The sequence below is a fragment of the Butyrivibrio sp. INlla18 genome, assembly GCF_900103635.1.
Classification (GTDB): Bacteria; Bacillota; Clostridia; order Lachnospirales; family Lachnospiraceae; genus Butyrivibrio.
On the sequence record NZ_FMXK01000009.1, the window covers coordinates 52,330 to 74,483 of the forward strand.

14 protein-coding genes are annotated in these 22,154 nt (G+C 41.8%); all 14 read right to left on the reverse strand.

What is annotated here, in order from left to right; all coding sequences use genetic code 11:
• Positions 1–62: 62 nt before the first annotated feature.
• The 14 genes from BLS24_RS07580 to BLS24_RS07645 all read right to left on the reverse strand — a co-directional run bounded on the left by BLS24_RS07580 (position 63) and on the right by BLS24_RS07645 (position 22,153).
• Positions 63–1,643 (reverse strand): extracellular solute-binding protein, encoded by a 1,581-nt coding sequence (locus tag BLS24_RS07580; RefSeq protein WP_091757688.1) that lies wholly within the window; start codon positions 1,641–1,643, stop codon positions 63–65.
• Between the two features lie 138 nt (positions 1,644–1,781).
• Positions 1,782–2,696 (reverse strand): carbohydrate ABC transporter permease, encoded by a 915-nt coding sequence (locus BLS24_RS07585; protein WP_242872253.1) that lies wholly within the window; start codon positions 2,694–2,696, stop codon positions 1,782–1,784.
• A 17-nt stretch (positions 2,697–2,713) separates the two neighbouring features.
• Positions 2,714–3,634, reverse strand: a complete 921-nt coding sequence (locus BLS24_RS07590; RefSeq protein ID WP_091757690.1) for an ABC transporter permease — start codon at positions 3,632–3,634, stop codon at positions 2,714–2,716.
• Between the two features lie 170 nt (positions 3,635–3,804).
• Complete coding sequence (locus BLS24_RS07595; RefSeq protein WP_176764368.1) at positions 3,805–5,958, reverse strand: helix-turn-helix transcriptional regulator; 2,154 nt, start codon at positions 5,956–5,958, stop codon at positions 3,805–3,807.
• A gap of 257 nt (positions 5,959–6,215) precedes the next feature.
• The gene (locus BLS24_RS07600; RefSeq protein WP_091757694.1) at positions 6,216–6,650 is read right to left on the reverse strand and encodes a type II 3-dehydroquinate dehydratase; all 435 of its coding nucleotides are present in this window, start codon (positions 6,648–6,650) and stop codon (positions 6,216–6,218) included.
• A 14-nt stretch (positions 6,651–6,664) separates the two neighbouring features.
• Complete coding sequence (locus tag BLS24_RS07605) at positions 6,665–7,327, reverse strand: DUF1961 family protein (RefSeq protein WP_091757696.1); 663 nt, start codon at positions 7,325–7,327, stop codon at positions 6,665–6,667.
• A 21-nt stretch (positions 7,328–7,348) separates the two neighbouring features.
• Positions 7,349–10,615 (reverse strand): carbamoyl-phosphate synthase large subunit, encoded by a 3,267-nt coding sequence (gene carB, locus BLS24_RS07610; protein ID WP_091757698.1) that lies wholly within the window; start codon positions 10,613–10,615, stop codon positions 7,349–7,351.
• Positions 10,615–11,826, reverse strand: a complete 1,212-nt coding sequence (locus BLS24_RS07615; protein ID WP_091757700.1) for a carbamoyl phosphate synthase small subunit — start codon at positions 11,824–11,826, stop codon at positions 10,615–10,617. The genes carB and BLS24_RS07615 overlap by 1 nt, the downstream gene beginning before the upstream one ends.
• A 26-nt stretch (positions 11,827–11,852) precedes the next feature.
• Entirely contained in the window at positions 11,853–15,659 is a 3,807-nt protein-coding gene (locus BLS24_RS07620; protein WP_091757701.1) for a phosphoribosylformylglycinamidine synthase, read from the reverse strand.
• A 78-nt stretch (positions 15,660–15,737) separates the two neighbouring features.
• A complete protein-coding gene (locus BLS24_RS07625) occupies positions 15,738–16,334 on the reverse strand; it encodes a TetR/AcrR family transcriptional regulator (RefSeq protein WP_091757702.1) in 597 nt (198 codons plus the stop codon).
• Positions 16,335–16,425: 91 nt separating this feature from the next.
• Positions 16,426–16,893 (reverse strand): hypothetical protein, encoded by a 468-nt coding sequence (locus tag BLS24_RS07630; RefSeq protein ID WP_091757704.1) that lies wholly within the window; start codon positions 16,891–16,893, stop codon positions 16,426–16,428.
• A gap of 762 nt (positions 16,894–17,655) precedes the next feature.
• Positions 17,656–19,953, reverse strand: coding sequence for a mannose-6-phosphate isomerase, class I (gene manA, locus BLS24_RS07635; RefSeq protein ID WP_091757706.1), 2,298 nt, complete (start codon positions 19,951–19,953; stop codon positions 17,656–17,658).
• A gap of 22 nt (positions 19,954–19,975) precedes the next feature.
• Positions 19,976–21,121 carry an SGNH/GDSL hydrolase family protein gene (locus BLS24_RS07640; protein WP_091757708.1) on the reverse strand — a complete coding sequence of 382 codons (1,146 nt, stop codon included), beginning with the start codon at positions 21,119–21,121 and terminating at the stop codon, positions 19,976–19,978.
• A 9-nt stretch (positions 21,122–21,130) separates the two neighbouring features.
• Positions 21,131–22,153, reverse strand: a complete 1,023-nt coding sequence (locus BLS24_RS07645) for a glycoside hydrolase family 130 protein (protein WP_091757710.1) — start codon at positions 22,151–22,153, stop codon at positions 21,131–21,133.
• Position 22,154 lies beyond the last annotated feature (1 nt).

The following is a 22,154-nucleotide window of genomic DNA, read 5'->3' on the forward strand; positions in this document are numbered from 1 at the left end:
ATTAAACACCCAAGCCGCCGCAGACTTGCGACGGCTCAGTGTCTAAATTATTTAAGTTTCTATTATTTTACCTGTGCATTTACTTCATCAATGATCTGCTGATATCCACGATCAAGAACATCCTGCCAAGCTGCCTTGAGCTCGTCCTCATTGATCTCGCCGCAGATGTACTGTGTACGAGCCTGTGAGATCTTGTCATCAAGGTCCTTACCCTGTGAAGCATATGTAGCTGAGTTGATAAGGTATGGAAGAGCTGGGTTAAGAACTGCGTACTTCTCAGCATCTTCCTTTACATCAGCCTCTTTGATCTGACGCTCTGTCTTTTCCTCTGTAAGGTCTGACTCTGTTCCAGGAATGTAAGCAACAAGCTGGTTAAGTCCGTTGTAGTTAGCCTTAAGAGCATCATCAGATGCATCAAGACGAACTACGTTGCCGTTCTCGTTGATCTCGTATGTAACACCCTCAAGACCATAGTTTGTAAGGATAAGCATCTCCTCATCACACATCTTGTCGAGAAGTGTAAGAGCTGCTTCGATCTTCTCTGGTGTGTCGCAAGTTGAAGCTGAAAGTGTGAAGTATCCGTTGTAACCTGATGTTGCCATTGTCTTGCCATTGATGTTGCTAAGAAGGTTCATTGAAGCAAACTGTGAAGGATCTGTAACTGAAGGAATCTCGTTGTTTACGAAGTAATCCCAGATACGTCTTCCGCCATCAAGAACGTCTACATATACACCGTTCTCACCGTTCTTGCATCCATCTGACCATGTATCTGTTGTGCGTGAAGCCCAGTCTGAAGGCATAAGTCCTTCTTCGTAGCACTTCTTGAACCAGTTAAGAGCCTCAAGGTACTCATCCTGCTGCCATACTGGAATAAGCTTTCCGTCTTTCTCTGCCCATCCGTTTCCGCATCCAAACCATGTCTGCATGATATCGAAAGGACCTGTGTAAGATGTCATCTCAAGACCGATTGTATCATTCTTGCCGTTTCCATCTGGATCACCATATGTGAACTGGTAAAGCATGTTATAAACATCATCGATTGTCTTAGGCTCTGCAAGACCAAGTGCATCAGCCCAGTCCTGACGATATGAAAGACCATAACGACCAAGTACACGTGCTCTGTAGATACCGATCTGCTTGCCATCTACTGTAAGAGACTCTGCTACTCCTGGGTTCTGCTGTGAAAGGTTAGGATACTTTGTAGAATCCTTAAGGTACTCTGTAAGGTCAACGAAAGCGCCCTGCTTAGCAGCTGTTACAACTGTACCTGTTACAGCGCCGTTCCATGTCATGATCATTGGCATAGACTTAGGATCCTGCATAGCAAGTGTTGCTTTCTCTTCAAGTACATCACTCTGTACCCACTGGATCTCAACGTCAACGCCTGTATGTTCCTCAAGCTGCTGCATAACCTGCTCAGCGTAGTCACCTGTGTTAGATGCGCCTGAGTTAAAGTCGATTGCCATAAATGTTACAGGTGGTAACTCTACAGGTGCATCAGAAGCTGTGTCTGCCCCCGCATTGTCAGCTGTCTGTGTTGATGCTGTAGAATCTGTTCCTGTTGTCTGTGTGTTTGAACCACACGCTACTACCCCAAGTACCATAGAAGCACTTAGTAATGTTGCTAATAACTTCTTTTTCATAGAAATCCTCCTTCATTGGATGAAAAATATATACAAATCTTCCTTCTTTTCTTGTTTAAAAAGGAAGTTCTGCTCTCGCTTCGCTCGCCAGAACGAACATCGCTTCTAGGCTCGAAAGGACCTCGCCAAGAGCTCAGTTCAGCCTTTAACAGCGCCCACCATAACACCCTTCGTAAAGAACTTCTGCACGAATGGGTATACTACAAGGATAGGTACAGTCGCAATAAGTGTTGTTGCCATCTTAACTGCCTTATCTGGTGGCGCACCATTCTGGTCGTAATAGTCCATCATGATGTCACTAATAGCACTTGCCTTAAGAACGATATTTCTCAGCATGATCTGTACTGTGTATTTGCTAGGAGTCTGAAGATAGATCATAGCGTTGAAATAATCGTTCCAATAGCCTACTGCATAGAAAAGAGAAATTGAAGCAAGTACTGGTTTGGAAAGTGGAAGTATGATAGTAAGGAATGTTCTAAACTCACTTGCTCCATCCATATATGCTGCTTCCTCAAGTTCCATAGGAAGCTCCTGGAAAAAGTTCTTTATGATGATCATATTGAATGGGCTGATGGCTCCGATAAGGATCAGTGCCCAGTATGAATCATAAAGGCCATAGGCTCTAAGTACCATGAATGTTGGAATCATACCACCTGAGAAAAGCATTGTTACGATTACCATGTTAAGGAAAAAGTTTCTTCCCTTAAAATGTCTTTTGGAAAGTGGATAAGCGAATGTAGTTGAAAGAACCATGTTCACTATTGTTCCACAAAGTGTAAGAATAAATGAGTTCTTAAGTCCCAATAATATGTTTCCGTTGTTAATAGAATATTTGTATGCGTTAAGAGACCATACTCTTGGAATGATGAAGAATGCTCTCTCCGTCAACTCTCTGTCTGTAGCAAATGAACCTGCTGCAATGTAGAGGAATGGAAGAAGTGTGATAATTCCAACGCATCCCATAAGTGTATAGATGATAACGTCTGTAATTCTATATCCAAGGCTCATCTTTACGCCGCGGGAATCTCTTTTAATGATCTTTGTTTTAGCCACGTTTTCTTCCTCCTTCCTTAATAGATTCCTGACTCACCAGCTTTTTTAGCTGTCCAGTTAGCGCCAAGTACCATGATCATTCCGACGATGGACTTAAACATACCAGCTGCTGTTGAGAATGAATACTGTGCGTTTTGAATACCTCTTGTGTAGATGAAGGTATCAAATACTTCTGCGTAAGCTACGTTAAGGTCGTTTCTCATTAGGAAGATCTGCTCATAGCCTGTATTAAGAATTGAACCAACTCTAAGGATCAACATGATGATCACTGTACTCTTGATCGCAGGAAGTGTGATATGCCACATCATCTGCCATCTTCCAGCACCGTCTACTCTAGCTGCCTCATACATTTCCTGGTCAACACCAGCAAGGGCTGCCAGATAAATGATGGTTCCATAACCAGTTTCTTTCCAAATGTCCTGACCAACGATCAATCCCCAGAAGTGCTTGGCACTTGAAAGAATAGGGATTGCTGATCCGCCCATCATCTTAATGAGCATATTTATAAGACCGTCATTTGTATTAAAGAGCTGATATGAAAGTGAAGCTACGATAACCCATGATACAAAGTGAGGGATATAAATAAATGTCTGAACAAGTCTCTTGTACCAGCTGTGTCTGATCTCATTAAGTAAAAGAGATAAGATAATTGGAGCTGGGAAATACAAAACCAACTGTGTTAATGAAATACCAAGTGTATTTCTAAGTAATATCAGGAAATCCTGATTTGAAAAGAACTGTTTAAAGTTATCAAATCCTACCCATGGACTTCCCCATATTCCCTGGAATGGGGAATAGTTTTTAAAAGCGATTACGAGACCTGCCATTGGCACATATCGGAACATGATGAAATACAAAAGTCCCGGAAGTAGCATCAGATATAATCCCTTGTGACGCCACACGTATGCCAGTAGCTTTCGATCTTTACTACTATTCATACCTACCTCCTAAAAGCGTTTTTAGTAATTGTGTCTTTAAATTTATCAAGCTGTTCGCTTTGTATGTGCAAATTATATGAATGCTCATCTCATAACGTCTATAATCAATTTCTTGCATAATAAAAAACACCCGATTTCTCGGATGTTTTTAGAAGTAATCAACAAAATGATTATACCTGTTCTGCCCTGGATACCTGTCTGAATTTACCAGGAGTAGTTCCTACCATCTTGTTAAAGAATCTGATAAAGTTCTGTGCGTTTGTATAACTAAGTTTCTCTGCTATTGCTCCAACTGTCATATCCGAATTTGTCAAAAGATCTTTTGCAATCTTTAACTTATACTGCTCCACATACTCTGTGAAGGTCATGTTCTTTTCTTCCTTTAAGACTCGCCAGATATAGCTTGTATGATAGCTAAGTATCTCTGAACATTCATTAAGAGTAATGTTTCCAGCCTTTGATTCAACCAGCTGTTCAATAGCAGCCATTATTGTTCCTGACTGATTCTCAATGAGCTGATTCTGCTTGTAGATCACAGGATCTATCATATTGAACTTAATATACTTTCTGACTCTGTTAAGATCATGGTAATCAATGATAACAGGATAGATATCTTTAACTTCTTCTCTAAATACATCCATTCCCAGACCAGAGTTCTGAGCTTCCATAACTATGGAATTAACCAGCTGAAGTAGTATTGGTATTGTGTTATCACGTGTTATTTTTTGACCTATGAGATTAGCAAAGATCTCATCTATTATGCTATAAGCTGATTCTTTATCACCAAGTCTTAAGGCTCTTTGAAGGTCCTGTTCCTTTTCTTCATCGTATTTAACTAAAGCAAGTCCTGAATCTTCACTGTAGTAGCTTACAAAGCTTCCTGTGTCTATCTTGCCATGTTGTATAGCCTGAGCACTTTCTGTGTAAGCTTCATTTATCTGATAGATGTCAGTGTAGGGCCTACTGATACCTATTCCAATGTTCATACCATATTTGTTGTAGATATACTGCCTTATGTAATTGTAGTTCTTTAGCATGATCTCTTTGAACTCATCAGTATCCCTGGTTTCCACAAAGGCGACAACAGATCTTGAGTAATACACCATTGGAAGAAAGTACTTCTTGGTATTAACACTCTTTTTGAGCTCTTCTATTATCTCTGTACAAATCCTCTTTTCCTCATCAGCAGAGATAACATTGTCTTCATTTATCATCTTTAGAACAAGTGTTATTATCAGGAAGTTCTCTGGAATCTTGTCTGTTAATGATAGCCTGTAAATATATTGATCTATCTCCTCTTTGGTAAGCTCATTTCTGTAAAGTCTCATAGCAAAAAGGTTTGTGGTGTGTTCAATAAGTGCTTCATTTTTGTTATCAAGTCTCTTAACGCTATTTGTCAAATACTTTAGCTCATCCTCTCCAGGAAGGAGCTGCTCTGCATTCTCCTTGGCAATCTCTGATGCCGCAGCGTGGATTGGCTTGTATATGCTATAGAAAACAATGATCGATATCAGTAAAAGAAGAAGCACTACGATCACAAAACCAAGCACCTGATATGTATTAGTAAATATCTCAAGGCCCTCATTGTAATAGGAAACATAGAGCTGAAGTCCCGCCACAGAATAGGTACTTCTGCTGACATAAACTTTTTTGCCTTTTCCTAAATTAAGAATGTGGCTGGTCTCATCTGATTCGTCTAGTTTGTACCGGTCAATAAGCTTAACTAGTTCATCATCTGTTGAAAAGATAACCTCTCCATCAGCAGAGTAAAGAACTGCATTCTGGTTCTTTTGAAGCTGCTTTTTGAGATCAGTTGTTATCTGATTCATATTCACATTTATGACAAATAGTGCATAGGGTGTAACCTCTGAGTAAGGCACAAACAGTATCAGATCAAGACCACTAATAGGAACTGTCATCCTGTAGTTTCTTGAATTCTTGTCAGGAGCTTCGCTATCTATATATATCCATAAGTTCTTGGTGTAAGTCTCTATATATGTGTCATAGATATTCATGATCTCGTCAAGGTTAAGTACCTCATCTGTCGAATATCTTCCCCTACTACCAAGAACTGTTCCAGTCTTAAAGTTTATAAGCGTATAAGCAGAAACATAATCGGAAACTATATTATTACCAGAAAGGGTGTCCGCAGCATCAGTTATGGCGCTGACCTGATCATAATCTACATCGTTTTCAACGATATATTTGACCTCATCATTTGTCTGAGTAGCCAGATAATACTTATAAAGCGTAACAAAAGTATTTTCCAAACTAGTCATGATATTATCAGTATCCTTAGAAAGTTCCGAAGCCCTAAGTTCCATATTTCTTTCTATATAACTGCGCACAAAAATAGTGCCAAAGGACACCACTGTCACAATAAGAAACAGTGTTATCGCAATTAGCACTCTATACTTATACCTCATATTCTTAATAATTTTCAACACCATAATCCCCCAAAAATGATATTTGCTAGGATTATAGCATTATTTGTTTTACATTTTTATTAAAATATTGACCTAAATCTGTACATAATTGTACAAATTTTATGTCACCCACTCCGTTTCCATTTTTCACTTTATTAACGGGAAGCCTTGATGAAGTCCATGGCTTCGAGGTAGCCCTCAAGACCGTGTCCGTAGATCTGTTTGTCACAGGCTGGTGCTGTTACTGAGATCTTGCGGAAGTCTTCGCGGGACTGGATGTCTGAGATGTGGACTTCTACTTTGGTGATGTTCTCGATGCTCTTAAGGGCGTCGTGGATTGCGTAGCTGTAGTGTGTATAAGCTCCAGGATTGATGACTATGCCTTCTGTACCATCACTGTAGGCCTCTTGGATCCTGTCGATTATGGCTCCTTCGTGGTTGGACTGGAAAAGAACTACTTCATCGCCGTCTTTTTTGGCTTTTTCGCTAATAAGATTGCAAAGGTAGTTATAATCCTGATTGCCGTATACTGCCTTTTCCCTTATTCCAAGAAAGTTTAAGTTTGGTCCGTTAATTACAAGTATCTTCATCTCTTATCCTCTTTTTAGATCCAGGTTACTGTAAGGTTTCTGTACTCAGCAATCATAGGAGCAAGCTGGCGAAATCCTACATTTCCACCTGTCAAAAGATTTCCATAGGTCATACCATCATCGACAAATTCAAATATCTGAAGGTCATTTACAAAAAATAATACTTTGTTTTTGGTCTTGAGAACAGTTATCTTGTACCACTGTGCATCTTCTGATGCATCAGGAATAGGATCTGCTCCCTGACATACCAGGTGAAAACCGTAGCTCTTCCTTAAGTTACAAGTATGAAAGGCTCTCTCATCTGGCTCTTTTCTTCTAAAATATGAAACATGGAAAGCATTGATGTCGCCTGAATGGTACTGTCTGTACTCACCAGTACGTTTCTCAAGTCCCTCATCAAAGATATTTCCTGCTCCATTTCTTGCCTTAGCTGCAAAAAACATCATGGCAAGTCCAGGCTCTTTTACCGGCCTGAACTCCCACTCAATCTTAACATCTGAAGGAAAAGACACTGGACACCACAAAACAAAGTTGGCTTTCTGACCTTCCTTAGCTGAAAGCTCATTTTCAAGTCGCATGGCTCCGTTCTCAAAAGAGATCTTGGCTTTTCCTTCCAAAATGAAATCTTTTATATCTTCCTGTGAAGAAAGCCTATTTTCATAGATTATTTTTGACATTGTAATCCCCCAATAACACTATCAAAGTTTAGCAATATCTACGAGTTCAAGACCTTCTTCTGTTCCTTCTGTTTCCAAGCTTGTTACAAGAGCTCTTGCTGTATCAAGGGCTGTGATAACGTTAACACCTGTCTCAATTGCAGTTCTGCGGATAAGGAATCCATCACGGCTCTTATCTCTTCCCTGAGTAGGTGTATCGATAACAAGGTCAATCTTGTGACCAAGAATAAGGTCGATAACTGTAGGTGACTCCTGGCTGATACGGTTGATCTTTCTAGCTTTCACGCCGTTCTCATTGAGTGTATCAGCTGTAGAACGAGTTGCATAGATGATATATCCAAGCTTTTCGTATCTGCGTGCGATATCGATGATCTCGCCCTTATCAGAGTCTTTTACTGTAATGATCATCTGTTTATATTTAGGGAGCTTCACTCCTGCTCCAACGAAAGCCTTATAAAGAGCTTCATTGAAGTTCTTGCTGATACCAAGACACTCACCTGTACTCTTCATCTCAGGTCCAAGGCTGATCTCAGCTCCTCTGATCTTCTCAAATGAGAATACTGGCATCTTGATAGCCACATATCCAGCTTCTGGCTGAAGTCCAGGCTTGTAACCAAGGTCTTTGAGCTTCTTGCCCATCATAACCTCTGCAGCAAGGTCAACGATCGGAATACCTGTTACCTTACTGATATAAGGTACTGTACGGGATGATCTTGGGTTTGCCTCGATGATGTAAACCTCATCTCCTACAGCGATGAACTGTACATTGATAAGTCCGATTACATGAAGCGCCTTAGCAAGTCTTCTTGTATACTCAGCAATTGTCTCTTTTACCTTATCAGAAAGAGACTGTGCAGGATATACGGAGATTGAATCTCCTGAGTGGATACCTGATCTCTCGATATGCTCCATGATACCTGGGATCACGATGTCCTCGCCATCACATACGGCATCAACTTCTGTCTCAATACCCTGAAGATACTTATCTACAAGGATTGGGTGATCCTGGGCATATCTGTTGATGATATTCATGAACTCTTCGATCTCAGCATCTGAAAGAGCTATCTGCATTCCCTGTCCGCCAAGTACGTATGAAGGACGAACAAGTACAGGATAACCAAGTCTGTTGGCAACTTCCTTGGCTTCTTCTGCTGTATAAACTGTAGCACCCTGAGCACGCTTGATCTGTGTCTCTTCAAGGATCTGGTCAAAGATCTCTCTATCTTCGGCAGCATCTACATCCTTTGCATCTGTACCGTAGATCTTGACGCCCATCTTCATAAGGTCCTGAGTGAGCTTGATAGCAGTCTGTCCACCAAACTGAACTACTGCTCCGTCTGGCTTCTCAAGACGAACGATGTTCTCAACATCCTCTGGTGTAAGTGGCTCAAAGTAGAGCTTATCTGCAATATCAAAGTCTGTTGATACAGTCTCTGGGTTGTTGTTAATGATGATAGTCTCAAATCCGGCCTTCTTGAATGCCCATGTTGCATGAACTGAGCAGTAGTCGAACTCGATACCCTGTCCGATCCTGATAGGACCTGAACCAAGTACAAGGATCTTTTTCTTGCCGCTGTTTGCACTAAGTGCGGCTTCATCCTCTGAGTCTTTGCCGTTATATACTGAGTAGTAATATGGTGTTGCAGCCTCAAACTCAGCAGCACAGGTATCTACGATCTTGAAAGTAGCATGAATATTGTATTCATCCCTGAGCTCTTTTAACACATCCTGTGTGAATCTTGTGAGTCTTGAGATAACTGCATCTGGATACTCTAATCTCTTAGCCTCAAGAAGTGTCTCGTAAGAGATGATCTTCTTGGCATCCTCTAATGTACCAGCCTTGCCTTCGCTGTTCTTTTCACCGATCCTAAGGAGTTTGAGCTCCATCTTTACAAGTGTATGAAGCTTGTCGATGAACCAGTGATCGATCATTGTGATGTCATGGATCTGATCATGGCTGATTCCTCTTCTAAGTGCTTCAGCGATAACCCAGATTCTCTGGTCATCAACAATCTTAAGTCTCTCTAAAAGATCTTCATCATCAAGTTCAGAGAAGTCGTAGCTTGTAAGGCAGTCAACGTGCTGCTCAAGAGAGCGGATTGCCTTCATCATTGCGCCTTCGAAGTTAGTGCAGATACTCATAACTTCACCGGTTGCCTTCATCTGAGTTGTAAGAGTTCTCTTAGCTGTGATGAACTTATCGAAAGGAAGTCTTGGGAACTTAACTACGCAGTAATCAAGTGTTGGCTCGAAGCTTGCGTAGGTCTTTCCTGTAATTGCATTCTTGATCTCATCAAGTGTATAACCAAGTGCGATCTTGGCTGCAACCTTGGCGATAGGATAACCTGTTGCCTTAGAAGCAAGAGCTGATGAGCGGCTAACTCTAGGGTTAACCTCGATTACGCAGTACTCAAAGCTTGTTGGGTGAAGAGCGAACTGTACGTTACATCCACCTGTGATCTGAAGCTCATCAATGATGTTAAGAGCTGCGCTTCTGAGCATCTGGTATTCCTTGTCAGAAAGAGTCTGAGAAGGAGCAACTACTATTGAATCACCTGTATGAACACCTACAGGATCGATATTTTCCATGTTGCAGACTGTGATGCAGTTTCCTGCACTGTCTCGCATTACTTCGTACTCGATTTCCTTCCAACCAGAGATACAACGCTCTACCAGTACCTCGTTGGCACGTGAAAGTCTAAGACCATTCTCAAGGATTTCTTCACATTCAGTCTGGTTATAAGCGATACCACCACCTGATCCACCGAGTGTGAAAGCTGGTCTAAGTACTACAGGGTAGCCGATCTTGTTTGCAAAAGCTACACCGTCATCTACATTATGTACTACCAATGAAGCTGCGCAAGGCTCACCAATCTTTTCCATGGTGTCCTTGAATTCCTGTCTATCCTCAGCCTTTCTGATAGTCTCAGCTGTTGTTCCAAGGAGTTTAACTCCGTGAGATTTAAGGAAGCCTGACTCATCAAGCTCCATACCAAGGTTAAGTCCAGCCTGTCCTCCAAGAGTTGGAAGGATTGAATCTGGCTTTTCCTTTTCGATTATCTGCTCAAGAACTTTTACTGTAAGAGGCTCGATATAAACCTCATCAGCAATGTCCTTATCAGTCATGATAGTAGCTGGGTTTGAGTTTACAAGTACTACTTCTATTCCTTCTTCTTTGAGGGAACGGCAGGCCTGTGTTCCAGCGTAGTCAAATTCTGCGGCCTGTCCAATTACTATAGGACCGGAACCGATGACCAGTACCTTTTTTACATCCTTATTCTTTGGCATCAGTTCTTTCCTCCTTCTTTGATCATCTCTATAAATCTATCAAACAGATAGCTTGAATCCTGTGGTCCAGGGCATGCTTCTGGATGGAACTGCACTGTGAAGATGTTCTTGCCTACATATGCAAGACCTTCGTTTGTTCCGTCGTTTACATTTATGAATGCTGGCTCAGCAACATTCTTATCAAGCTTATCCATGTCTACTACGTATCCGTGGTTCTGGGATGAGATATACACTCTGCCAGTAGCAAGGTCTTTTACTGGATGATTACCACCTCTGTGGCCGTACTTCATCTTGAAGGTATCAGCACCAGTTGCAAGTGCCATGAGCTGATGTCCAAGGCAGATTGCAAAGATTGGCTTGTTTGAATCGTAGAGCTTCTTGATCTCAACTATGATATCCTTGCACTCCTTGGGATCTCCAGGGCCGTTTGAAAGCATGATTCCATCTGGATTATCCTTAAGGATCTCTTCTGCTGATGTATTTGAAGGATATACTGTTACGTCGCATCCTCTAGCAGCAAGGGAATCTGCAATGTTTTTCTTTGCACCGAAGTCTAAAAGAGCTACCTTAAAGCCTTTACCGTTAAGCTCCTTAACGATTGCTGGCTTTTTCTCTTTCTTGGAGCTGTCGCCCTTTCTTGATGCTTCGTAGTCTTCTTTATTAAAGACTGCGCTTCCTGAAAGAGGTCCATTCTCGCTAAGGTCTGCAACACCTTTTACAAGATACTTTTCTTTGCAGGAAACCTTTGAAACTACATCTCCAGTTGTATAAGCTTCAAGCTTAGCCTTGATATCTTCGTATTTGATGTTCTCATTAGTTGTTATATATCCGTTCATTGTGCCCTTTTCTCTAAGGATTCTTACAAGGGCTCTTGTATCTATTCCTTCAATTCCAGGAATCTCATACTTTTCAAGGAATTCCTGAATTGACATATCACATCTAAAGTTAGAAGGAATATGAGAAAGCTCGCGGACGATAACCGCGTCTACCCAGATTCTCTCTGACTCCATATCTTCTACGCACACACCGTAGTTACCGATAAGAGGATATGTCATGCAGACTGCCTGGCCTGCATAAGATGGGTCTGTAAATACCTCTGTATATCCAGCCATTGATGTGTTAAAAACGATCTCACTAACAACATCTTTGTCTGCACCTATATGTTTTCCCTCAAAGACGGTTCCATCTTCTAAGATTAAGAAAGCTTTCATTTATTTCCTCCGTATTATTTCTATGATTAAGAGAAGTATCTTACTCCAGATTCAAAGATCTTGAGATCCTGTTCTCCGTAGATGTTAACTGCTACGCCGTTACCTCTTCTCTCTGAGTGAGCCATCTTACCAAGGCATCTTCCATCAGGTGAAAGGATACCTTCAACAGCTCTGTATGATCCGTTGATGTTCCACTCATCATCCATTGTAATATTGCCATCAAGGTCGCAGTACTGTGTTGCAATCTGTCCATTTGCAAAGAGCTTATCAAGAACATCCTCTGGAGCAACGAATCTTCCTTCACCATGTGAAGCAGGGTTTGTGTATACTCCGCCAAGCTCAGCCTCTGCAAGCCATGGAGAGTTATTTGATACCACCTTGATAGTTGCCATCTTGGAGATGTGTCTACCAATAGTATTGAATGTAAGTGTAGGTGAATCTGGTGTCTGGCCTGTGATCTTGCCATTAGGAACAAGTCCCAGCTTGATCATAGCTTGGAATCCGTTACAGATACCAAGTGCAAGGCCATCTCTATTCTGTAAGAGGTCTTCTACAGCTTCTTTTATCTCTGCATTCTGGAATGCAGTTGCAAAGAACTTAGCACTTCCATCAGGTTCGTCACCAGCTGAGAATCCACCTGGGAACATGATGATCTGTGCATTCTTAATTGCTTTCTTAAACTCTGCTACAGACTCTTCGATGTCTGCTGCATTTCTGTTTCTGAAGATTCTGATCTCAGCATTTGCTCCAGCTCTTTCAAAGGCCTGAGCACTGTCGTATTCGCAGTTTGTTCCTGGGAATACTGGGATGAATACTGTTGGCCTTGCAACCTTATTCTTGCATACGTAAATGCTATCTGCTTTGAAAAGACCTGTATCTACCTTATCTTTTTCTGCATTAACTGTTGAAGGGAATACCTTCTCGAGCTTGTTCTTCCAACTATCAAGCGCCTCTTTTTCTGACATTGAAGCGCCTGCAAGTGTGAAGGTACCATCAGCTGTTACTGTACCAACCTCTCTAGCACCTGCTACCTTGAGGGCATCTGCTAGGCTGCCTGCTGGAACCTCAGCAATGATGTCTGCGATATCGTTCTTGAAGAACTCTTCTGCCTTAAGGCTGTCACTAAATGCAACTCCAAGGCCGTTACCGAATGCCATCTTGCTTGCTGCTGCAGCAATTCCGTATGCATCCTCAGCGTATGCTGATACGATCTTGCCGTTTCTCATGAGCTCTGTGATCTGGCTATAGAGCTCCATAGCCTTGTCATAATCAGGAAGATCATAGCTATCTCTTGGAAGCTTGAACTGTACAAGCTTGTTGCCTGCAGCCTTGAGTTCAGGTGTGATCACATCTGAAAGCTTAGCAACATCTACAGCAAAAGATACAAGTGTAGGTGGTACGTTTATCTCATTGAAAGATCCTGACATAGAGTCTTTTCCACCGATCGATGCAATTCCGAAGCGAAGCTGTGCTTCAAATGCTCCGAGAAGTGCTGTGAATGGCTGGCTCCAACGCTGTGGATCTTCTGTCATTCTCTTGAAGTACTCCTGGAATGTGAAGTGGAGGTTCTTGTAATCACCACCGCTTGCAACGATTCTTGATACAGACTCTGTTACAGCATAAGCTGCTCCGTGATATGGGCTCCAGCTTGAAAGATATGGATCAAAGCCATAGCTCATCATAGTAACTGTATCTGTCTTTCCAGAAAGAACTGGCAATTTAGCGATCATTGTCTGTGTCTCAGAGAGCTGATACTTTCCACCGTAAGGCATGAGAACTGAGCCTGCTCCGATTGAGGAGTCAAACATCTCAACAAGACCTTTCTGTGAGCATACGTTCAGGTCTGAAAGTGTCTCTTTGAAGGCTGCCTTTACGTCTCCCTTTGAAAGTGCCTCTTTTACCTTGCTAGAAGCAACCTGCTCAAGGTAGTTGTCTGACTTAGAAGGAATCTCAACCTTTACTGAAGTCTCCTGATGAGCTCCGTTTGTATCAAGGAAAGCTCTCTTGATATTAACGATCTTCTTGCCTCTCCAGTTGAGAACAAGGCGAGGCTCCTCAGTAACTACTGCAACTTCTACAGCCTCGAGGTTCTCCTCAGCTGCGTATGAAAGGAACTGCTTAACATCCTTAGGCGCAACAACAACTGCCATTCTCTCCTGTGATTCTGAGATTGCAAGCTCTGTTCCATCAAGTCCTGCGTACTTCTTTGGTACAAGGTCAAGGTTGATATCAAGACCTGGTGCAAGCTCACCGATTGCTACTGAAACTCCGCCTGCTCCGAAGTCATTACATTTCTTGATAAGTTCACTAACTTCAGGTCTTCTAAAAAGTCTTTGAAGCTTTCTCTCTGTAGGAGCGTTACCCTTCTGAACCTCTGCACCGCAGCTTGTAAGTGATTTTGAATCATGAGCCTTTGATGAACCTGTTGCTCCGCCGCAGCCATCTCTACCTGTTCTTCCGCCCAGGAGGATAATGATATCTCCTGGATCAGCGCTTTCTCTGATAACGTGCTCCTGTGGAGCTGCGCCCATTACTGCACCGATCTCCATTCTCTTAGCTACATAACCTGGGTGATATACCTCTTTTACATAACCAGTTGCAAGACCGATCTGGTTACCATATGAAGAATATCCAGAAGCAGCGCCTCTAACGAGCTTCTTCTGTGAAAGCTTGCCCTTCATTGTCTCTGCTACAGGAACTGTAGGATCAGCTGCACCAGTTACGCGCATAGCCTGATATACATAACCTCTTCCTGAAAGTGGATCTCTGATTGCTCCACCAAGGCAAGTAGCAGCGCCGCCAAATGGCTCGATCTCTGTTGGGTGGTTGTGTGTCTCGTTCTTGAAGAATACAAGCCAGTTCTCAGTCTTAACACCATTGCCGTAATCTACATCTACAGGAACTACAACTGTGCAGGCATTGTTCTCTTCAGACTCTTCCATATCTGTAAGCTTGCCATCTTTTTTGAGCTTCTTCATACCCATAAGGGCAATATCCATAAGAGAAATGAACTTCTCTTTCTTTTTATCCTCTGACTGATAAAGAGCATCTCTAGCTGAGAGGTACTCGTTGTATGCATTCTCAATAGGAGCTTTGTAATCGCCTTCGCCGAACTCTACATTCTTGAGCTCTGTTCCGAAGGTTGTATGACGGCAGTGATCTGACCAGTATGTATCAAGAACTCTGATTTCTGTCATAGAAGGATCTCTCTTCTCATCTCCTGAGAAGTACTCTTGGATCCACTTGAAGTCATTGAATGTCATAGCAAGTCCGAGTGACTCATAGAGGCTCTTAAGCTCTGCTTCTGACATGTTAATGAAACCATCAAAGATCTTTACATCTTCTGGATCATCATAGTTTGTTACAAGTGTTTCTGGCTTGTTCTCAGCAGCGATCCTAGAATCAACTGGGTTCATTGTATAGTCTTTGATCTTGGAAAGGTCTTCTTCTGAGACATCTCCCATGATCATATATGTAACAGCAGTTTTGATAACTGGCTCCTCGTCACCTTTAATAAAGCGAACACACTGCTCAGCAGAATCAGCTCTCTGATCGAACTGTCCTGGAAGAGCTTCTATGCTAAAAACATGTGCACCCTGAGGGATCTCGATGTTTTCTCTATAGAGAATATCTACAGGAGGCTCTGAAAAAACTGTAGTGCATGCTTTTTCAAAAACGTCTTCTGAAACATTTTCTACATCATAGCGAATGAATATTCTGACGTCACTTACACTTTTTACGCCAAGGTAGCCTGAGATCTCAGACTTAAGTTCCTTTGCCTTGCCAGCAAAAGGGGCTTTCTTTTCAACATAGATTCGTTTTACACTGCTCATAATAACTCCTCATTTCTGATAATTTGTGATTTGTATTTAAAATAAAGAGTGCTCTTATACAAGCACTCTTTATTAATACTAACTATTTGATTCTTCGGGCACTAATCCCTCTAATACGAACATTAATTCTCTATCAATGGCCTCTTCTGTAATACCAATAGTATTAGAAGTAATCTTGAGACCTTCCACAACATACATAAGATTACGAGCACATCCAACAGGATTCTCGCAATAGAATTCACCACTGTCAATTCCATTTTCAATAAGCTTTTCAACTATTCTAACAGCTGTATCAAATTTTTCTTTAAGGGGATTTTCTTTTGCCGATACTTTATTAACGGAAAAATATTCATATGTAGCGACAGTGAGATTATTCTTTTTTCTGAGAATTTCTTTTTTCTGCTCTTTCAGGAAAAGAGCTAACATATCGCCAGCGGAAGCATTACCGGAAAGAGCTGCTCCAACTGCCTCTTCGTCGTCCTCGTGGACATCCGCGGATAGAACTTCTAGGAATATTTCGGATGTACTGGAAAAATAAAGATAAAGACCCCCGCGACTGATGTCACAGGCATCTACAATGTCCTTCATGGTAACATCCTTGAAGCCTTTTTCAGAAAAAACTTCCCTGGCTTTGTCAAGGATATACTGTTTCTTTTTCTCTGACTTCTCTCCCATTAATTCTCTTCCCCAAACCAACAGTAATCAAGGAAGTTCTGCCTCATGTTCCTTGGCAGAACACGTTCAAATCAGACCAGGTAACCCCTCGTCAGACTTTCACAGCCCACATTTTCAAAAGTTCATCCATTTTGTTAACTACCATGTATAATACTCCATTATATACACCCTCTGCCCAAACTGTTCCTTTGGTCATTCCTGAGAGGATATACTTGGAAAGAATACCAGCAAGGTCATCCATATCTTTGATCTCTGCGTTCTGGATGAAAAGAATCTCATCCTTTGCGTTAGCAAGACGGTTCCTTGTGTATACATAGACATAATTACGATCTAGCAGATTAGTACTCTGCGCTGCCTTTACAAAGGCAAGAAGATTGGAATCATAAATAGGAAAAGGCATAGATTTAAGGTCACTATTGGAATAGCTCTGAGCAACTTCATGCTTGGCATTTTCCTTGAGCCAATGAAGATGTGGCATCAATTTATCAACTTCTGGACGATACCTGGAAACAATATCTTCTATACTGTTCTCATTGAAAGTACGATCGTTCTCCATCATAAAAGACACTCTCCTTTCCCAATTCCTCACCAATTATAACAAGGCTGTCATAAAAAGTACAGACTAATTTTGTGATAACAAAATTTTCCTATTGAGGGTAAAAATGTACAAAATTTACTAGGGGGGATTCGAGTTTTTGCTTGGCTTGCTACTACTCTATCAGAAGAAAAGTTCTAGTAGGCCCTGCGCAGGCGCACTGCTTCGCAGCTTCGGGGTTGACCAGTCTTTTCCTTCTGATAAAGAGTAGTTAAGCCGAGCAAGGGATAAGTGAGCGTCTATGCCGCTACAGAATTGGGTACCGTTACCTGCATCGCGGCTCATGGTGTCTATGCAGGTAATGTTTTTCTCCGCAAGTCTTCCTCAGCCCTCTATTCTTTACCTGCATCTACGCTTTGAGTTAACTTGCAGGTATCTTTTCTCTCCGCATATCTTTCTCAGCCCTGCATTTCTTACCTGCATTTACTCTTTGAATTAACTTGCAGGTAACTTTTCTCTCCGCAAATCTTTCTCAGCCCTCTATTTCTTACCTGCATTTACGTCCTGAGTTAGCTTGCAGGTAACTTTTCTCCCAGCAAGCTCTTCTCGTCCCTCTAAATCGTGGCGGCGTAGACGCTCACTAATGCCTTGCCACGCTTAGCTACTTTATATAATAAAGAAAAGACTAGTCACACCCCGAAGCTGCGAAGCAGTGCGCCTGCGCAGGGTTGACCAGTCTTTTCTTTATTATAAAGTAGTATTAAGCGGGGCAAAATGCCCTCGTTCTCACGCCTCTGATGATACGATAAGCTTCATCTTGCCGCTAAATACAGCCTTGCCGTATCCCACAGGAAGAATGAAGTGATCACCAAGCTTTATAGGATGGCTTCCAAGAAGTCCATCACCTTCAATTACTGATACCAAGATGTAGTGATCTGTCACATCAATCTCAAGCTCAGATGTGACGTTTACTCTTGATACATTGTAGTATTCACAGCTATTAAGAAGTCTGATGCCCTGGTTTTCATCTGTATCATGCACGATTGCTGCTGATACATCTGTTGCAGGAACTGTAATGACGTCTTTGCACTTATCTACGTGAAGCTCACGCTTAGCGCCATTCCAAAGCCTGTCATAGTCGTAAAGTCTGTAAGTGATATCACTGTTCTGCTGTGTTTCAAGGACAACAACTCCGCCCTTTATAGCATGAACTGTGCCAGGATCGATCTGAATGAAATCACCCTTAGAGATCTTAACTTCTCTGATAAGGTCATCCCACTTGCCCTGATCCATCATATCGCAGAGTTCCTGTCTTGTAGATGCGTTGTGTCCTACAACAAGACTTGCATCCTCATCACAGTCAAGTACATACCAGCACTCCATCTTGCCAAGAGAACCATTCTCATGCTCTGCAGCATACTTGTCATCTGGATGAACCTGAATGCTAAGATCTGACTTAGCATCGATTATCTTGGTAAGAAGTGGAAATCTGTCATGATGAGTTCCAAAGAGCTCATTATGGCTATCATATAATTCATCAAGTCCCAATCCTCTATATGGACCACTCTTAACTACAGCTGCACCGCCTTTAAGAGCTGAAATTCCCCAGCACTCTCCAATATCGTCGCCTTCTACATCATATCCAAAGACTTCTCTAAGCTTAGTTCCGCCCCAGATATTATGAGTAAAATGAGGATCAAGGAAAATAGGTTCTTTAAAACTATTATTAATAGAAAGATTTGCTCCGTTTGTCTCCATAACCTTTTTAAACCAGAAGCCAGATTCCTTGATAGTACGCTTAAGACTTGGATAATCTACATAAACAAGTCCAAATCTCTTAGTATATCCATCAGCCCACTCAAAGTTGTCGCAGTAGCTCCAATGGAAATATCCCATGATAGAAGCACCTTCATCTGCTGCCCTCTGAAGTTCACTGATATACTGATCAAGGAATGCTATTCTGCTGCCGTCATGAATGCCTCCGTCAGGAGCCACAATGTCGCAATCAGCCATACCGTTTTCTGTAATAAGGATATCTTTGCCATATCTCTCATAGAGGAACTTAGGTCCCCAATAAAGTGCACTTGGAGTAACAGGCCATGTCATAGCAGTCTGATTGTAGCCTCTGTCTCTGTCAGCATAAACAATCTCGCCATTTTCTCCAGCACTTATTGGATATCCGTTGTAAATATTCTGTCCAATAAAGTCTATAGGCTGATTGATCAGCTCAAGATCTTCCTTGGTAATCTCAAATAAGTCATCCTTAAAGAACTCAATTCCATCCTCTGGATATCTACCAAAGATAACAGGATCAAGGAACCATGTAACATTCCATGCCCAATTGCCCTTATCCTCATCAAAGCCAAAGTATCTCTTCTTGGCTGCCTCAATATCAGCTGCTGAATTAGTATTTGGATAAGCTACGCCGCATGTTGGAGCATATCCGATCTTGGCATTTGGAGCAAGTCTCCTAAGTGCCTTAACAGCAAGGCCATGAGCCTTCAAGAGATTATGTGCTGCAAAAAGAGTATCCTTAAGTGGAAGCTTCTTGCCAGGAGCATGATATCCTCTTACATAGCCAAGACCAATCGTGCACTGAGGTTCATTAAATGTAATGAAATCATCACAAAGATCTGCGAAGTTCTCACCTACTACCTCAGCATATCTCTCAAACCACTTTGAGCTCTCTGGGTTAACCCATCCACCTTTTTCTTCGAGCGCAAGTGGATATTCCCAGTGGAAAAGAGTCATAAAAGGTCTGATACCATTTTCTTTCATGCAGATAAGCATATCTCTGTACAGATCAACAGCCTTCTGATTAACTTCACCGATTCCATCAGGAATAAGTCTGCTCCAGCTGATAGAAAATCTGTAAGCCTTAACGCCCATCATGCGCATGATAGCAAAGTCTTCTTTGTATCTATGGATCATGTCACAGGCAACATCTGCATTTGAACCATCTACAATGGTTCCTTTCTTGACAAAATCATCCCAGATATTGAGTCCTGCGCCGTCATTTGCATCTCTTCCTTCAATCTGGTAAGAGCTGGTAGCAACTCCCCATATAAAGTCATTTCTGAACATAGCTTTTCTTCCAATCTAATAATTATTTGGTTATGATGACTGATACCAGGTTAAATGGCACTGCCTTTCCATTCTTGTCATCTATAACTTCGATCTCGAGTTTATGAGGTCCCTTATCTCCATGCAAAAAGAGCTGTTTGATATCAAGGAGGTCTCCCCATGTTTCATCGAATGCTGCATCTATAATAGTTTTTTCTGCCTCGTTGCCATCAACTGTAGCTGAGGCAATAGGAGCAGGACGTTTCATAGTCTTGTCATACTGGATAGCGATTCCAGTGCATTCGTTCTCTCCATCAAATTCAAAAACTATCTTATCATTTTGTTTTGAACCAAGCCACCCATTTTTAAAACAATCTGTGACATCCTTCTGAACTGAAGTATCTTTAACAAATCCTTTAAGCTCAGGCTCAAAGACTCTACCATCTATTCTTTTTGCTGATTCAAATGAATTGACTGTAAGCGGAGGAAGCTCCTTCTCACGGCCATCCCCAGCTAAGAGCTCATCTCTTTTTCCCTTGTATTCTTCATATAAAGAGCCAAAAAGATTAGCTAATACCCTACTAAGTAGGTCATGTCCTGTGTCATTTGGATGAAGTCCATCAGGAGAAAGAGTCTGAATATCATCAATCTTGCCTGATAGGATATCCTCATATATAGCCCCATGCATTGATGCTGCGGGAATGCCGTAGTATCTGGCAACCTTGGAATGTATCCTCTCAGCTGTCTTGCCATCCTGGTAAAAGAAATTAAATAATGAAGCTACAGCTGGTCTAACGTCGCTATAAAGAAGCTTTCTGATGAGCCCTTCGTAGCTTTCATAAAAATATTCATTGCACTCGTCATTAACAGAAAACTCAACAAGCACAAGATCGGGATTATGCGCAAGTACGTCTCTGTCACATCTTGCAGCACCAAAGGCTGAAGTTGTTCCGCCGATACCTGCATTTACATAGGTAATGTCTGCTTCCTTAAATGTCTCTTTAAACCACTCATATGTCTTGTAGGCATAGCAAGTTGTGGGCATAGAAGAAAGGCTTCCCTGGGTGATAGATCCCCCAAGGAAGCATATGGTAGCTTTTTCGCCTTCTTCAAGCTTTCTAAAGAGCTTAGAAAGCCTTGTTATGTCACCATGATTTGCTATAGCCTTTGTTTTATCAAATGCTATCATAGTTTTTCCTTATCTGATTCCGAGTTCTGTATCACTCTCACGTACTACAGAGTGCTCTTTGATGTAGTCGATAATGTCGTCAAGTCTTGTGAATGCAAGTGCAACGTAGCTATCAGCAGCGCCGTAGTAGATTGCAATCTTGCCAGTCTCACTGTCGTGAAGTGTTGCGCATGGGAATACTACGTTAGGAACGAATCCTCTCTCCTCATACCACTCTTCTGGAGTTAAGATGAAGTTCTCGCAACGATACTTAACCTTTGAAGGATTGTCGATATCAAGGATTGCACCACCGATAGAATAAACAAATCCGTTACATGTGCTGCTTACACCGTGATAGAACATAAGCCAGCCTTCGCTTGTCTCGATAGGAGCAGCGCCGCCACCGATCTTAACTGACTCCCACCACTCTGGAGAACGCTCCATAACGTGTCTGTGGTGTCCCCAGTACTCCATATCTGGGCTCTCAGAAAGGAAGATATCACCGAATGGTGTATGTCCGCTATCTGAAGGTCTTGAAAGAAGCATATACTTGCCATTAATCTTTCTTGGGAAAAGAACTGCATTTCTATTAAATGGAATGAATGGGTTCTCAAGTCTTGTGAATGTCTTGAAGTCCTGTGTCTTAGCCATTCCGATAGAAGCTCCGTAGAAATCCTGGCACCAGATGATATAGTATGTATCCTCAACCTTTACAAGTCTTGGATCATAAGCATATCTTGGCATGAAAGGATTGCCCTCTTTGTCGATGAAAGGAATCTTCTCAGTCTCAAACTCCCAGTGAATAGCATCTTCACTGTGTCCAAGATAAATGTAAGGAATTCCGTTTGTCTGCTCTCCTCTGAATACGCCGATAAACTTTCCTTCATATGGCATTACAGCACTGTTAAAGATTCTAGCAACGCCAGGAACTGGGTTTCTTCCGATAATAGGGTTCTCTTTGTATCTCCAAACAGGTGCTCCCTCGAATTTCTCTGGGCCTTCCTGCCATGGAATGTTCTTTAATGGTTCACTGATCATCTTATACTTAGACATT